Consider the following 14,052-nt stretch of genomic DNA (forward strand, 5'->3'; position numbering starts at 1 on the left):
ACCCTGTCCGGCCCTCTTCCTTGTTCTGCCTGGACATGGTCGGATCCAGCGGCCCATCGCCCTACAGACAATGTGTTTCGCCGGCATGACAGGCCGTCGAGGCGCTTCCGGTTCGTCGACGGCCTTGAGGAATGGCGGGCAGCGCTCACGCGCCGCCCGTCCCGAAGCGGTAGACAGGAATGCCCAACTTGCGCGCCTTGTCGGCGAGATTGTCCTGGATGCCGGTACCGGGAAAGACGATGACCCCGATCGGCATCGTGCCGAGCATCTGATCGTTGCGTTTGAAAGGCGCGGCCTTGGCGTGTTTGGCCCAATCGGGCTTGAAGGCGACCTGCGGCACCTTCCGATTGTGGGCCCAGGCGGCGGCGATGCGCTCGGCGCCCTTCGGCGATCCACCATGCAGCAGCACCATGTCCGGATGCTTGGCATGAACCTGATCGAGCTTGTCCCAGATCAATCGATGATCGGTGGTCTCGCCACCCGAAAAGGCGATCTTCGTGCCGGCCGGTAACAGCACGTCATTGTCGGCGCGTCGCTTGGCGGTGATGAAGTCCCGGCTATCGATCATGGCCGCCGTCATCTGGCGATGATTGACCCGTGAACCCGAGCGCGGCGACCAGGGCATGCCGAGGGTGCGCAGATAGATATCGGCAGCGGTCTCGCGGAAAAGCTCAAGACTGTCACGGCGTTCGATGAGACTTTGCCCGACCCCGATCAGGGTCTCGAGCTGGACGGATTTCACCTCGGACCCGTCCTGTTCGCGCTGGAGGCGCTTTTGGGCCTGCTCGTTGTCGTCGAGCTTCCTTTCGATCCGTTCGACAGCGCGGTGGAAGGTATTGACGCTCGACCAGAGGATCTCGGCAAGGTCGAAATCGAGACTGGTGTCGGCCATGGTAGAGATCAGGGCGTCGAAAATGTCAGCGACCGCGCTCCGGATGATGTGATCCTCGGGCGTGATCCGGGGATCGGGCTCGTCCTCTGAAGGACGATAGCCGTAAAGCTCAAGCTCTTCGATGACATGGCCGGTGGCAGATGTCGCGTAATCGGGTTCGCGTTCATCATGGGTGTACATGGCAGGCTCCGATGGCAAGGACCGCGACCGTCGCGGCCTGATGGCGACGACAAGCCCGCAGGCGGTCCGGCCAGGCAGCCCGAGCCTTTCCGCGAGGGTCTCGATGGCAAAGCCCGGCTGATTTGCTTCGCGCTGTAAAGGCGGGGGAGACGGGGTCCCCACGCGACCTGTCGCGTGGGGTGGCGGGCCGCCGACGGAAATCAGTCGGGCGCCGCCATTGCCCGGCCGGGCCGTTTGTGGGCCGCTCGCCCCTCTCGAAGGCCGAGGAGCGGTCCCCTGCCGAATAGGCAAGGCTTCTTGTACGCCGCAACGGAACGCGAGCGCCCGCCCGCTTCTCATCCCGGCTATGCAGCCAAAGCCATGAAACGGCCGACGTCATCTGCAGCCAGTTGCCTGCGAAGCCCTACCCGCAATGCATCCAGCCCGCACGAGGTGAGGTCTTCGTTGAAGTCGCCCATCATCGGCGAGAGCGTGATGGTCTCGATTCCGGCCGCCACCGCCCGTTCGAGGAGCCTGTCTCGTGCGCTGTCGCCTGCCGGATCATTGTCACGCACGATATAGAGCCGGCGCAGTTGGGCCGGGAAAACGACAGCGGCGAGGTGTCCGGCCGAGAGTGCGGCGGCCATCGGCATCTGTGGCAGCAATTGCCGCAGCGACAGAATGGTCTCGATGCCTTCTCCCGCCGCGACGACATCTTGTGCCTTTCCGAACCGGACGGCGTTACCAAGCAGGTCCCCCATGGCCTTGCGCGGCGGATCACGCGGCGCTTTGCCCGACCCGTCACGCGCGAGCCAGGTGCGGTGGGCGCCGGTTATGTCGCCATCGAGATCGGTGACCGCCGCGATTATGGCCGGCCAGGTCTCGGTCGGCCCTTCATGCTCGGGCCGCCAGTAGCAGTTCGGATGGAAGCGCAGCGCACAGGTTCCGTGCAAATCCGTAATGCCGCGTCTCCGCAAATACGTCTCTGCGAGAGTGCCCGTGATCGGTTGCGCGATGCGCCAGAGCCGGCGTGCCGCCTCTGCCGAACCCGATATTGCCGGAGTTCCGCGACGCCGCCCGGTGGGGACTGGTTCTGGATGGGGAAGGCTGAGAAAGCGGCGGGCTTCCGCAGCGACCTCGGCGAAGTCGAGGAGACCGAGACTTTCGCGGATTACATCGAGCAGATCACCATGTTCGCCGGTGGCGGCATCGGACCATTTGCCTGCCGGTCCCCTGGCGCTGTCATGCAGCCGCACGAACATCGAGCGTCCCGCGCCATTGCGGACGTCGCCGACATGCCAGTAATGGCCCTGCTTGTGGCCATTCGAGAGGTAGTGACGGCAAACCGCCTCGGCCTGCCGGCTGAGACGTTGCGCCAGATCGGTGGCGTTAAGACGGGACATCAGGCCGCCTCCCGTTCTTGATGCGCTCGATAAACTTGCCGATAATCCCAGAGCCGGCTGCCCTGATCGGCGCAAAGAAGCGCAGTTTCCATAATATGATCTCGGTGAAAAAGCCCAGGCGCGCAACCTCCCAGGCTCACCCGTTCCGGCGGCGCTCTCACTCTGACTGAAGCGACATGGAAAGCGCGCGACCGTGAGGCAGGGGCGCTTCAAGCAGGGTCAACCGAAACGAAGACCGTCTTCGGTGAAGGTATGGCCATTGGCCAGAATGGTCTCGTCCACCACCTCATCGGAGGACAGGTAGTCGTATTCGCGCTCGAGCTGGTGATAGAGCCAGCGGGCGAGATCACGCAGCGCCTCGGCGACGACGTCCTCCGCGTCGGCGGTCATGTCCTGCCAGTTCGGGCTGGCCCGCTCGACCGCAATGTCCATGCAGTATTCGTGGTAGTAATGGCCGCGATGACCGACGTCAGCGCGAAGCTGATAAAAGTTGCGCCGCTGGGCATCCTGAAGCGCATCTGCGATGCCATGCAGCATCTCGTCCTGCGGCGCGTAAGCCCGGATCGCGGCAGAAGCGTTCCTGCAGTAGGAGTAGAACCCCTCCCAGCACGCGCCGTCACCTTGCGACCAGAAGCCCTGGAACCAGATGCAGGGTTCCTGCCGCGATCCGCCGCCCATCAGGCGAGCGGTTCGGGTCTTGAGGCGGATGCCGAGGATCTCGGAGATGTTCTGGAAATCCTCATAAACGGCGTCGTACCAATCGTAGTCGAAGCCGCCTTCACGATACCAGGCCCGGGCCTTGTCCTTCGCCGTGTCGGAAAGCTCGTCGAGGCGATAGACCGTGGTTTCGATAATCTCAGGCATGGGGATCGCCTCCCTCCAGCACGGTCGCGAGCCAGCCGTCGGTGTAGATCCAGTCCACGGTCTCGCCGGTCGAAAGATCGAGCACGTGTGCGCCGCCGCCGAAACCATCGAGGCGCGGTTTCGAGCAGGTGTTGGCATATTGGAAGCCCCACCGGCCGTTGAGCCCCAACGCCGCGGCGCAGCGCTTGACGAATTGGATAACGTGCTCGGGATCGCCGGTGGGATCGTCGCGTATCCAGAGCTGCGTACCGCCATGTTCGGGCTGGATCGACAGCAGGAAGCCATCCGATGAGGGATCTTCGGCTGCATTTTCGTCCGCCAGCGCATTATAGAGTTCGAGCGCACGGACAGCGTTCTCAGGGGTGCCTACATCGAGCAGGCAGGAAAAATGGGTGTAATAGTCAGCCATGACGGCCTCCGGACATGACGAGGCCTGGCGCAGGACCAGGCCGATTGCGTGGAAGGGGTGAAAATCAGGCGGCGCGGGGCAGGCTAAGCAGTTCCGCAGCGGTCTCCCGCCAGCCGCGATCGACCAGGCGTGTTTCGAGCAGACTGGCGCGGTAGCGCAGGTTGCGCGCCGACCGGGCATCGCAAGACGCCGAGGCGCTGCCGCGCAACCGGCTTGCCTCGCTCACGATACGGCGGGCTTGCGCGTCAGAGATGACAGGCTGCTGCCAGAGAATGGCCCGAGCCCGGATTTCTCCGGCGAGGACCAGACCGTAGGTCGAGTCATGAATTGCGGCGATGCGCGCCTCAAAGCGCAGCGTGTCGTCCTCTCCAACGCGAATATCGTCACGCGAAACGCGGTGTGCCGCGATCGTCATGGCGTCTTCGGGAGTGGTACATTCACCGAGAACGATAGTCTGGTCGAATTGGCTGGTATCGTGATCGTCGACGAAACTGACAGTGCCGAGGCAGGAAACCCGTAGCGGATACCGAAGGGCGCTACGCAGCCCGGGCAGCACCTGCCGGGCGAGGATTTCGCCGATCGGGCGGAAGCCGGATGAGCGGTGGAGGGACATGGGAACTACTCCGCGACGGGCGCCGGGAGCCTCTCTCTCCGGCCACCAACCCGTCACGGCCAACCGGCCCGCACTCTAACTCTTTCGTATCGCGGTATGGCCGCTACCGCCGGCAGTGAGAGATCATCCGCAAAGCGATGGCTCGGCTGCGTTGCCTGCGCGCCAGGCCATCGGGATGAGGCTCTTCTCGTGCCTCAGATCCACGGATCAAGTTCGAGTTTCACCATCTCTTCGTCGCCATCGAACTCATTGGCGGGCATGGCGCCATGGGTGCCGTCCGCGGCCTGGAACACGACGATCACAGTCATCAGCGTGGTGGCGAGGCTGGCGGCAAAGGCGGTGGCATCTGCATAGGACATGGGTTCCGGCTCCTGTTTTGGAGGCGGGGGACCATCCCCCGCGCGACAGGCGCCCGAAGTGTCTGACCGGATCTGCAATCACCCTCGCGCGTTCGGCTTGTCCGGATCCGCGAGGGCGGCACGCAAAGCGTCAAGCCGACCCCTTGCGGGTTGAATGCAAAGACGACGGCTCAGACCAAGGTTTGCGAATGGAAGCGGGGGTGGTGTTCTGCCCCTGACAGGAATCCGCATATCCGTTGCGGATCGGTTCGCCGCGCCAGCCTGGTTACCACGCGGGCAATAAGCGATGATCCTTCAGCCCCGGGGACGGCACCCATTGCGCCAGCCATGACGGGGATTGATCCTGGGGCGACCCTGGCGCGGCTTGCTCCATCCCGATTGCGTCAGGAAGAGACGGGGCAGCCGGAGCCGCCCCGCGTGACGATCATTCCGCGGCGATCATCTGCTGCGCCTCATCCTCTTCGTCGACAATGTCATCCTCGGCGTCGCCTGCGAGGAATTCAGGAAGGTCCACATCGACATCGCCTTCCGCCGAAGCGTCAGGGTCCGCAGCAGGATCGATCGTGCGCAGCGGCTCGGGCAGCCAGCCGGTATCGGCGAGCAGGCGCTCGGCTTCCTTGGCCATGTCGCCCTTCTTGAGATGCCCGATCAGCTCCGATGCCCGTTCGCCTGCACCTTCGCGAACCGCCTCGAGGATGCGCGGCTTGGTCACACGGCCGAGATAGTTGCTGACGGTCGGCTTCCAGCCCGCCACCACCATGTCGAGACCGGTAGCGCACACCAGACGGTTCGCCTGGGAGAGACGCACCTCCAGCCCGTGTTGGCTGACGCCCGTGCCGCTATAGGGACTGGGCTTTTCGTAAAGGGCGTTGATGCCAAAGCTGACGCAATGGGCGAGAAGCTCCATGCGGGACTCCTCATCGAGATCGATCAGCCAGTTCCAGAGCGCCTCATCGTCAGCCGGGATGTGATCGCCCCAGCGTTCGTGCCGTTCGGTAACAGACCGCGCCGAGACGCTGTCGCGCAAATCCTCAGCCTGTGCCGGCAAGTGAACCTGGCGGACATGGGCCTCGAGGCATCCCCTGGCGGGCTGCGGCAGGAAGGTGTCCATCACCAGCCGATGCAGCAGCGCGGTCATCGCAATATGGGGATTCATCGCAACAGCATCGCGCAGCGCGAGCGTGCGATGCGCGGTCAGCTCGCTGATCAACCGGTCCGGCAGCGGCCGCACAATCTCGGCCTCATCGTCGTCCTCCGGAGATTCGCTGCCGCCACCGACTTGGACAACCGCATGCGACACACCAGCTACTGCGCCCTCTGTGGCCGGGCCGGAGGAGCCATCGGGATCTTCGCCATCAATCGCCGCTTCATCCTCGGGCCGAACATAACCCCGTTCGGCCCGCAGCTTGCCGTTCCCATCGATGCTGACGAAGACGCCCGCCCGCGCAACCTGTTCGGGATCATAGATCATCGGCCTGCGCTCGAATTCTTCCAACGCCTGCTCAATCTCACCAAGCCGCTGATCGACCTCATCGGGCAGCTCGTCGGCCTCGGCATATCCGGCTTCGAGCCGGTCATATTCCTCGCGCAGGGATTCGCGGGTGGCGCGCTCATCGTCGGTCAGATCGGCGACCGAGCCCTCGAGTTCCCGCAGGCCGTGGTCGTGGCCATAGGGAAAGGTCACCGCTACCTCGACCCACTGCCAGCCTTCGGCCGCAATGGACTCGGCTTCGGCTTTCAGCTTTTCGCCTGCCAGGCGATCGAGCAGCTCCGGATCCTGAAGCCAGCCGCCGTCGTCGCGCTGAAAGAGATCGCGCAGCACATAGCCGCCGGCGGCTTCATAGGCCTCGATACCGACAAAAAGCGCTCGCCTGTCAGAGGCGCGCACTGCGGTTTCAGTCAGGAGACGGCGGATATAGTGCGGCTCTTTCTGCCAGGAATCCTTGATCGCATCCCAGACCTGTTCCTGCCGGGCATGGTCTTCCGACACGGTGAAGGCCATGAGCTGTTCGAGCGTCATGCCGTCTTCGGCGTAAACGTCGAGAAGCACGGGCGAGACCGCAGCAAGACGCAGGCGCTGCTTGACGACCTTCGGGTCGACAAAGAAGGCGGCTGCGATGGCTTCCTCGCTCATCGCCTTGTTGCGCAGCGCCTGGAAGGCCCGAAACTGATCGAGCGGATGAAGCGGCGCGCGCTCGATATTTTCCGCGAGCGAGACTTCGTCGATCAGGATGTCGGCATCGGCCTCGGATATGACGCATGGTACCGGTGCAGTTTTTGCGAGACGCTTCTGCTTGACCAGCAATTCAAGGGCCCGATAGCGGCGACCGCCTGCGGGCACCTCGAACATGCCGGTTTCCTTGCCCTCGGGATCGAGGACTGGCCGCACATGCAGGGACTGGATCAGGCCGCGGCGGGCGATGGATTCGGCCAGTTCCTCGACCGAGATGCCGGCTTTGACGCGCCGGACATTGGCCTGGCTCAGCGCCAGCTTGTTGAACGGGATATCGCGCGAGGACGCGAGGGTGATCTTCTGAACGGCAGCAGCCATATGCCTTACTCCATGACGGGCGCCGGGAGCCTCTCTCTCCGGCCACCAACCCGTCACGAAGCAAAGCGCCGCCCTCTTCCTCTCAAGAGAGCGGCGCAAAATCGTAAAGCCGGAGAAGCGGGATTCAGTGTTTCCGGCTCTGTGTATCGGTCTGTTTCCGGGTCGGCGTGGAGGCGGCTCGGGCGCCGGAGTAAAGAATGCGCTCGGCCTCGCGGATGCCACCGGCCCGCCGCGCCATGTCAGCCCAGACCGAGATCGGGAAATCGCCGGTGAAGTGCAGATCGCGCTCGATCCTCATGTCAAAGGGCAAGCGGATCGCCTGCATTTCGCCAAGGCTCCAGCTTCCAAGCTCTGGAAACCCCAGATCGGCAAGGCCGAAAAGGGTGTCACCGTCGCTATCCAATTCGGTCGCAAGCCAGACGCCGCTACCCAACGGATTGAAGAATTTTACCACGGGGACGGGGTCGACATCGCTCTGGCGGCCATTGGCGAGGAGCTGCTCGCGCTGGGTGCTGGTCAGGAGGATCATGCCGCAGCCCTCCGATCCGTCGATGCTGTATCTTCGCGGGGCAGATGCGCCAGCAGCCAATCGGCCGCCTTGCTGGCCTGGGAAGCGGCGCGCACGATGGCGCGGTTGTCCTCGCGCAGCACCTCGAGCCAGGAGCCGATGTAGTCGGCATGGCGTACGGTCGGCACAACGCCGAGCGAGGCGCAGCAGAAGGCAGCGTTCATTTCGGCGACCAATTCTTCGAATGCGTATTTCCTGGTGCCGAAGCGGCCCGACATATCCCGCCCAAGCCGGGAGGCATGGCCGGTGGCGTGCCCCAGCTCGTGCAGGGCGGTCCGGTGCCAGTCGATCGGCTCGAAATAGGCCTGTGGCGGCGGCACCTGAACATAATCGTGCGCTGGAACATAGAAGGCCTGGTTCCCACCGATGCGAAAGTCGATTCCGGTCGCCCGGATCAGCGCCTCGACCCTTGGCTCGATCATGTGGGGCGGCGGTGGCGGCGCCTCGATAGCAACATCCTCAGGCAAGCCCTCGCATTGCGCCGTGTTGAACACGGTGAAGCGTTTGAGAAACGGGATGCTGCCAGCTTCCTCCCCCGTCTCCCGCGCGCGGCGCTTCTCATCCTCGGGCGTGAAGCGGTCGGCATAGACGACGGTCGTGCCGCGCTCACCTTTCCGGACATTGCCGCCGAGCGACAAGGCCTGGCGGAAAGTCAACCAATGCTGGGTCGGATAGCCGTATTGAACAACGGTGCCCCAGAGGATCAGAATGTTGATCCCGGAATATTGCCGGGCCGTCGCGGCATTCCTCGGCATCGCGAGCGGCGCCTTCGCCGCCGTGCCCCAGGGCTGGACCCAGGGCAAGCGCCCTTGCTCCAGCTCGTTGATGATTTTCGCGGTGATCTCGTCATAGAGATTGGTGCGGTCGCCGCCGTCGCGTGCGGCGCGGTTCTGTCTGGCCATCGAGATTGTCTCCGCGACGGGCGCCGGAAGCCTCTCTCCCGACCTTCAACCCGTCACGGCAAACCCCGTCCGCACTCTCACTCTAGGAGCCGCGGTGGGGCCTAAATGGAGAAGACCCGCCTGAGAAAGCGGCCGCAAACAGCATCAGGCCTGTCCGATCTGCACGCCATGGTCGCCGACCATACGCCGCGGCCAATTTCTGCTGGCCCTTATCGGCACATATCGGCTCCAATCGCATCACCGCACCACGATCAGGAGCTGCAGATGCCATCCGTTAGCGACCGGCCCGTCAAACGTTCGATCCGAAGGAATGAACTGCGAGAAATCGTTCCTCTGGCGGACAGCACCATTTACGAAATGGAGCAGCGCGGAGAATTTCCTCGCCGCTTTGCCCTTTCACCCAGATGCGTCGTCTGGGATCTTGCCGAGGTCGAAGCGTGGCTCGAAAGCCGGCGCACGCGGCCAATCCCGCGCGCCAAACACCCCGACGTCGCCCAGCGGAAGTTCCGGCCGGTCAAAGGGCAGGGTCGGGCTCAAGCATAGGCATGGTCGGGGGGAGAAGGGTGACAGGCCGCTTGCGACCTTCCACCCATGCGTCAACGACGTCCGACCATTCCTGGAGCATATGGCGGCGCTGAACCTCGTACTCTGCCTTGTTGTAGACGCCGCGCGAAGATCGCCCGTCCTCGTGGGCGAGGCATTTCTCGATCCAGTCGCTGTTGAAACCGAGTTCATTCAGCAGCGTTGAGCCGGTCCGTCGCAAATCATGGACTGTAAACGGCTCGAGCGGCAGCCCCTCCTTCTGCGCCAGATCGACCACCGCGTAGGTGATGCGGTTGAACGTCGCCCGCGACATTGGGGCATCCGCATCGTAACGCGAGGGCAGCAGATACCGGGAATTGCCGGCACAGGTCTTGAGCGCGATCATGATGTCGAGCGCCTGTCGGGAAAGATACACATTGTGCGGCTTGGAGCGCTTCATCCGCTCCTTCGGAATGCTCCAAACCGCGTTCTCGAAGTCCACTTCGTCCCATACGGCGTCCTGCAGCTCGCTTTTACGAACCATCGTCAGCAGGAAGAGCTTCATGCCGAGGCGAATGGTCGGCAAAGTCGGGACATGCTCCAGTTGCCTCAGCATGATGCGGATCTCTGTCGGTGAAAGCGCACGGTCTCTGGGCCGAAATGCAGCAATCGAAGCTGGGCCGACTTCATCGGCGGGATTGGGCACCTTCTCGCCGTGCAGGATCGCGAAACTGTAGATCTGCTTGAGGATGTCGCGGACGTGGATGGCCGTTGCAGGCGCACCGCGATCGACGATCTTGGCGCAGAGAGCTCTCAGATCATCTGGGGTGATTTCGCGCAGCAGCCGGTTGCGCCAGACGGGCAGCAACTCTCGATCGAAGATCGAGCGCCGCATCGCTCTGGTACTGTCCGCCATCGGAGCCTTGTCCAGCCACTTCTCGCCGAACTGACCGAAGCTCTTGGCCTCTTTCAGGCGGCGCTTCTCGCGCTGTTTTTCAATTGCGGGTGAGCGGCCCTCTCGGACTGCGCGTTTGGCGTCCAGGCAGAGTTCGCGAGCCCGTGCGAGCGAAATGCCGTCACGTCCGTACCTGCCGAGATAGACGGTCTCGCGGCGCCCATTCAGCCGGTAATCCAGGCTGAATGAGATCAGACCTGTCGGCGTGACACGGGCATACATGCCGTCCCTGTCCGACACCTTGTAGACTTTGTCTTTTGGTTTCAGCGCCTTAAGCGCGGCGTCCGTCAACATGTTCGCGCAGCCTCCGAAAAGTACCGTCATGCGGTTTTGGGAGGTTCGTGACGCCTAAATCACTTTGTTATCAGTGTCTTATGTTGAAAAAAGTACCGTCACGATCCTCAGTTCTTGTGACGGTACTTTCTGAAACGGCCGTGATCAATATGAGCAAGCACCGTCAATCGTGACGGTACTTGTGATTGCTATCCACCGATAGGTCTCGATAGGTGGCGGATAAAAAAATATTTTTAATCAGAGTGTTAGGGGAAATTCTGGCGCGTTGTCGGCGGCGTTTGGATGGGCCTGAATCATTCCCACTCGATCGTCCCGGGCGGTTTCGACGTTACGTCGTAGACGACGCGGTTGATGCCGCGGACCTCGTTGATGATACGGGTGGCGGCGCGGCCCAGGAACTGCATGTCGTAGTGGTAGAAATCCGCCGTCATGCCATCGACCGAGGTGACGGCGCGGAGCGCGCAGACGAACTCGTAGGTGCGGCCGTCGCCCATCACGCCCACCGTCTGCACCGGCAACAACACGGCGAAGGCCTGCCAGATGGCGTCGTACAGCCCGGCCTTGCGGATCTCATCGAGATAGATGGCGTCGGCCTGGCGCAGGATTTCCAGCTTGTCGCGGGTAATGCCGCCGGGGCAGCGGATCGCCAGCCCCGGGCCGGGGAACGGATGGCGGCCGATGAAGCTGTCGGGCAGGCCGAGTTCCTTGCCCAGCGCCCTCACCTCATCCTTGAACAGTTCGCGCAGCGGCTCGACCAGCTTCATGTTCATGCGGTCCGGCAGGCCGCCGACATTGTGGTGCGACTTGATGGTCGACGAGGTCGCGCCGGTGAAGGAAACGCTTTCGATGACGTCGGGATAGAGCGTGCCCTGGGCGAGGAAATCGGCACGTTCCCCGTCCTTGGCGAGCTTCTTCGCCTCTTCCTCGAACACCTCGATGAACAGGCGGCCGATGGTCTTGCGCTTCTTCTCCGGGTCGCTCTCGCCTTCGAGGGCGGAAATAAACTTGTCCGAGGCGTCGACCAGGATCAGCGGCAGATTGTAATGCTGGCGGAACATGGCGACGACATCGGCCGCCTCGTCTTTTCGCATCAGGCCATGGTCGACGAGGATGCAGGTGAGCTGGTCGCCGACCGCCTCGTGGATGAGAAGCGCTGCGACCGAGGAATCGACGCCGCCGGACAAAGCACAGATCACCCTGCTCTTGCCGACCTGCTTGCGGATCGCTTCCACCGCCTGTTCGCGATAGGCGCCCATCGTCCAGTCGGAGCGCAGGCCGGCGATGGTGTGGACGAAGTTGCGCAGCAGCTTCGCCCCGTCCGGCGTATGCACGACTTCCGGGTGGAACTGCACGGCGTAGAATTTGCGCGCCTCGTCGGCGATGGCCGCGAAGGGGGCGCCGGTCGAGGTGCCGACGACCTTGAAGCCCGCCGGTATGGCGGTGACGCGGTCGCCATGGCTCATCCAGACCTGATGACGCGTGCCCTTGGCCCAGACGCCGTCGAACAGGGCGCAGTCGCCCTCGATCTCAAGGAAGGCGCGGCCGAATTCGCGATGATGCCCGGCCTCGACCTTGCCGCCCAGTTGCGCGCACATGGTCTGCTCGCCATAGCAGATGCCGAGCACGGGAATGCCGGCCTGGAAAATCTCGTCGGGCGCGCGCGGGCTGCCGATGTCGACGGTGGAATGCGGGCTGCCGGAGAGGATCACCGCCTTGGGATCGATCCGCCTGAAAGCTTCGGCTGCCGATTGGAACGGCACGATCTCGCAGTAGACGCCGGCTTCGCGCACCCTGCGCGCAATCAGCTGCGTGACCTGGCTGCCGAAATCGATGATGAGAACTGTGTCGGGATGTGTCGTCATGGCGAGCGTTTAGAGACAAAGTTGAGTCGGCGCAATGGGTTGCGGCGTCGCGCTAAGAATCCGATTCGGAAACCTCATGCATTGCCGCAAGGCCGTCCATCAAAGCCCCGAAGCGGTCCCGTCCGAGCGCCTCGGCAATATCGGTTTCGATCTCGTATTTGATCCGGTCGCCATCGCGCAGCGCGTCCAGCCCCTTGCGGGTGTAGCGCACCAGCTTGCCGCGGGCATCGCGGGGGTCGGCGACCCTTTCCACGATGCCTTCCTGCTCAAGCCCGTCCAGCAACTGCTGCACCGCCTGCTTGGAGATGCCCATGCGTTCGATCAGCGCCGACTGGCGGCTGCCGGCGCGCGACAGATGCCCGAGCAGGGTGGCCCGCGCTTCGGTGAACCAAGGGTGCCCGGCCGCCCGCATGCCGGCGGCGAAACGCGCCTGCCATGCGCGGTTGGCGCGCCACAGGCGCCAGCCGACATGATCGAGCAAAAAGTCGGGATTTTCGTCAAGGCCCTTGACCACTTACCGTTCCTTCTATAGTCAAGATACTTGACCATATGACCACATTAGGGGCTGCCCCTATTCAAGGCAACCGGCAAGACAGGAGATTCATCATGACAACTTTCCAGAAGGAGACGCTGGCGGTCCTCATTTCCGGCGCAACGCATGTGCTGGATCGAAACGGCAAGGAAGCCTACGTCTATCTGGCGCGCGACGGCGGCTCGCACATGCGGCTGGAGGACGGCGAAACCCGCAGCGGCCGCTGGCAACTTTCGCATCGGGGTTACACGGCGGAATGGGACACGGGCGCGATCGGGCGCTGGATGCTTGAGCAGGGAGCCGGCGGCGGCATCGACTATGTGAACCTCGACACCTCCGCCCGTATCAGGATGATCGGCATTCTTTTCGGCAATCCGAAGAACCTGCCGGTTCAGTCCTGAAGCCTGAGCGTGCCGTCGCCCAGCGCGCGCTCCAGCAGGCACACCGCTGCGGCGAGTTTCTCGTCGACGACGTGCAGATATTCGGTCCAGTCGCCGACATGGCGAAGCTCGGCGGCGCCGTCGGAAATGCCGCGCAAGGCGACCAGCGGCACGCCGAAAAGCTGGCAGGCGCGCAGGCAGGCGTAGGTTTCCATGTCGACCATGTCATCATCCATGGCGTCGTAGGCGGCGCCGGACACGACCGCCGCGCCGGTCGACAGCGTCGCCGCCTCGATACCTGGAATGCGGTACGGCAAGGGGACCCGCACCGGCAGGTCCAGGAACGGCGTCTGTCCCTTCGCGAAGCCAAGCGCCGAGGCGTCCATGTCGCGATAGGAGACGGACACGGCCTGATAGATTTCGGTCTGCTCCAGAACGCGGGAGCCGGCGGAGCCGAGCGACACGACCAGGTCGGGCAGAGCGGTGTTCGCCCTCAGCCCGGCAAGTTCTGCTCCGAGCATGACGCCGGCCTCGACCGGTCCGACCCCGGTCATGAACGGCGTGAAGAGACGCCGAAGATGCGGGCCGTATTCGGCCTGCGCCGCCATGACGAAGAGCACGGATTGACCGGCGAGGGTCTTGAGGCTGGCTGCCGTGGCGTGGGTCATGCGGCGGCCTGATCCTGCCCTCGGCCTGGGCCTCGGGCGTTCGAGCCCTTTGAAAGGTCCACCGGACCTTTCAATTCGCCTGCGGCGGCCGGCTCCTGCCCTCGGCCTGGGCCTCGGGC

General features: G+C 63.5%; 15 protein-coding genes. 2 read left to right on the top strand and 13 right to left on the bottom strand.

Features of this window, described 5'->3' with window-relative positions; translation table 11 throughout:
* Window positions 1-145: 145 nt before the first annotated feature.
* From J2X35_RS08520 to J2X35_RS08560, 9 genes are all read right to left on the bottom strand, one after another.
* Window positions 146-1,072 (bottom strand): DUF2493 domain-containing protein, encoded by a 927-nt coding sequence (locus J2X35_RS08520; protein ID WP_310183892.1) that lies wholly within the window; start codon window positions 1,070-1,072, stop codon window positions 146-148.
* Between the two features lie 344 nt (window positions 1,073-1,416).
* Window positions 1,417-2,454, bottom strand: a complete 1,038-nt coding sequence (locus J2X35_RS08525; RefSeq protein ID WP_310183894.1) for a toprim domain-containing protein — start codon at window positions 2,452-2,454, stop codon at window positions 1,417-1,419.
* 219 nt (window positions 2,455-2,673) lie between these two features.
* On the bottom strand, window positions 2,674-3,318 hold the full coding sequence (locus J2X35_RS08530; protein ID WP_310183896.1) for an antitoxin of toxin-antitoxin stability system: 645 nt from the start codon (window positions 3,316-3,318) through the stop codon (window positions 2,674-2,676).
* Complete coding sequence (locus J2X35_RS08535) at window positions 3,311-3,727, bottom strand: hypothetical protein (protein WP_310183897.1); 417 nt, start codon at window positions 3,725-3,727, stop codon at window positions 3,311-3,313. The genes J2X35_RS08530 and J2X35_RS08535 overlap by 8 nt, the downstream gene beginning before the upstream one ends.
* 64 nt (window positions 3,728-3,791) lie before the next feature.
* Complete coding sequence (locus J2X35_RS08540) at window positions 3,792-4,340, bottom strand: hypothetical protein (protein ID WP_310183900.1); 549 nt, start codon at window positions 4,338-4,340, stop codon at window positions 3,792-3,794.
* A 194-nt stretch (window positions 4,341-4,534) separates the two neighbouring features.
* Complete coding sequence (locus J2X35_RS08545) at window positions 4,535-4,699, bottom strand: hypothetical protein (RefSeq protein WP_310183903.1); 165 nt, start codon at window positions 4,697-4,699, stop codon at window positions 4,535-4,537.
* A gap of 424 nt (window positions 4,700-5,123) precedes the next feature.
* Window positions 5,124-7,250, bottom strand: coding sequence for a ParB/RepB/Spo0J family partition protein (locus J2X35_RS08550; protein ID WP_310183905.1), 2,127 nt, complete (start codon window positions 7,248-7,250; stop codon window positions 5,124-5,126).
* A gap of 124 nt (window positions 7,251-7,374) precedes the next feature.
* Entirely contained in the window at window positions 7,375-7,779 is a 405-nt protein-coding gene (locus J2X35_RS08555; protein ID WP_104959423.1) for a DUF2958 domain-containing protein, read from the bottom strand.
* Window positions 7,776-8,720, bottom strand: a complete 945-nt coding sequence (locus J2X35_RS08560) for an ArdC family protein (RefSeq protein ID WP_132004686.1) — start codon at window positions 8,718-8,720, stop codon at window positions 7,776-7,778. The genes J2X35_RS08555 and J2X35_RS08560 overlap by 4 nt, the downstream gene beginning before the upstream one ends.
* A gap of 264 nt (window positions 8,721-8,984) precedes the next feature.
* Between J2X35_RS08560 and J2X35_RS08565 the strand changes: the two genes are divergently transcribed.
* Window positions 8,985-9,263 carry an AlpA family transcriptional regulator gene (locus J2X35_RS08565; RefSeq protein ID WP_121583338.1) on the top strand — a complete coding sequence of 93 codons (279 nt, stop codon included), beginning with the start codon at window positions 8,985-8,987 and terminating at the stop codon, window positions 9,261-9,263.
* Here J2X35_RS08565 and J2X35_RS08570 read toward each other — a convergent pair.
* From J2X35_RS08570 to J2X35_RS08580, 3 genes are all read right to left on the bottom strand, one after another.
* Window positions 9,235-10,491: a site-specific integrase gene (locus J2X35_RS08570; RefSeq protein WP_104960301.1), complete on the bottom strand. Its 1,257-nt coding sequence runs from the start codon at window positions 10,489-10,491 to the stop codon at window positions 9,235-9,237. The two genes, J2X35_RS08565 and J2X35_RS08570, sit on opposite strands and share 29 nt — an antisense overlap.
* Before the next feature lie 293 nt (window positions 10,492-10,784).
* Window positions 10,785-12,353 (bottom strand): glutamine-hydrolyzing GMP synthase, encoded by a 1,569-nt coding sequence (gene guaA, locus J2X35_RS08575; RefSeq protein ID WP_310183910.1) that lies wholly within the window; start codon window positions 12,351-12,353, stop codon window positions 10,785-10,787.
* Between the two features lie 52 nt (window positions 12,354-12,405).
* Entirely contained in the window at window positions 12,406-12,867 is a 462-nt protein-coding gene (locus J2X35_RS08580; RefSeq protein WP_310183913.1) for a MarR family transcriptional regulator, read from the bottom strand.
* Between the two features lie 92 nt (window positions 12,868-12,959).
* Here J2X35_RS08580 and J2X35_RS08585 point away from each other — a divergent pair, with 92 nt between their 5' ends.
* Window positions 12,960-13,286 carry a hypothetical protein gene (locus J2X35_RS08585; RefSeq protein ID WP_310183915.1) on the top strand — a complete coding sequence of 109 codons (327 nt, stop codon included), beginning with the start codon at window positions 12,960-12,962 and terminating at the stop codon, window positions 13,284-13,286.
* Here J2X35_RS08585 and J2X35_RS08590 read toward each other — a convergent pair.
* Window positions 13,277-13,933, bottom strand: coding sequence for a 5'-methylthioadenosine/S-adenosylhomocysteine nucleosidase (locus J2X35_RS08590; RefSeq protein WP_310183918.1), 657 nt, complete (start codon window positions 13,931-13,933; stop codon window positions 13,277-13,279). The genes J2X35_RS08585 and J2X35_RS08590 overlap by 10 nt on opposite strands.
* Window positions 13,934-14,052: the final 119 nt, after the last annotated feature.

It is taken from the genome of Mesorhizobium sp. BE184, from assembly GCF_031457045.1.
Classification (GTDB): domain Bacteria; phylum Pseudomonadota; class Alphaproteobacteria; order Rhizobiales; family Rhizobiaceae; genus Mesorhizobium.

What these genes read in the sequence shown, in the direction of transcription:
- J2X35_RS08520 (WP_310183892.1), bottom strand. Translation starts at nt 1,072, where the DNA reads ATGTACACCCATGATGAACGCGAACCCGATTACGCGACATCTGCCACC.
- J2X35_RS08525 (WP_310183894.1), bottom strand. Translation starts at nt 2,454, where the DNA reads ATGTCCCGTCTTAACGCCACCGATCTGGCGCAACGTCTCAGCCGGCAG.
- J2X35_RS08530 (WP_310183896.1), bottom strand. Translation starts at nt 3,318, where the DNA reads ATGCCTGAGATTATCGAAACCACGGTCTATCGCCTCGACGAGCTTTCC.
- J2X35_RS08535 (WP_310183897.1), bottom strand. Translation starts at nt 3,727, where the DNA reads ATGGCTGACTATTACACCCATTTTTCCTGCCTGCTCGATGTAGGCACC.
- J2X35_RS08540 (WP_310183900.1), bottom strand. Translation starts at nt 4,340, where the DNA reads ATGTCCCTCCACCGCTCATCCGGCTTCCGCCCGATCGGCGAAATCCTC.
- J2X35_RS08545 (WP_310183903.1), bottom strand. Translation starts at nt 4,699, where the DNA reads ATGTCCTATGCAGATGCCACCGCCTTTGCCGCCAGCCTCGCCACCACG.
- J2X35_RS08550 (WP_310183905.1), bottom strand. Translation starts at nt 7,250, where the DNA reads ATGGCTGCTGCCGTTCAGAAGATCACCCTCGCGTCCTCGCGCGATATC.
- J2X35_RS08555 (WP_104959423.1), bottom strand. Translation starts at nt 7,779, where the DNA reads ATGATCCTCCTGACCAGCACCCAGCGCGAGCAGCTCCTCGCCAATGGC.
- J2X35_RS08560 (WP_132004686.1), bottom strand. Translation starts at nt 8,720, where the DNA reads ATGGCCAGACAGAACCGCGCCGCACGCGACGGCGGCGACCGCACCAAT.
- J2X35_RS08565 (WP_121583338.1), top strand. Translation starts at nt 8,985, where the DNA reads ATGCCATCCGTTAGCGACCGGCCCGTCAAACGTTCGATCCGAAGGAAT.
- J2X35_RS08570 (WP_104960301.1), bottom strand. Translation starts at nt 10,491, where the DNA reads ATGTTGACGGACGCCGCGCTTAAGGCGCTGAAACCAAAAGACAAAGTC.
- guaA (WP_310183910.1), bottom strand. Translation starts at nt 12,353, where the DNA reads ATGACGACACATCCCGACACAGTTCTCATCATCGATTTCGGCAGCCAG.
- J2X35_RS08585 (WP_310183915.1), top strand. Translation starts at nt 12,960, where the DNA reads ATGACAACTTTCCAGAAGGAGACGCTGGCGGTCCTCATTTCCGGCGCA.
- J2X35_RS08590 (WP_310183918.1), bottom strand. Translation starts at nt 13,933, where the DNA reads ATGACCCACGCCACGGCAGCCAGCCTCAAGACCCTCGCCGGTCAATCC.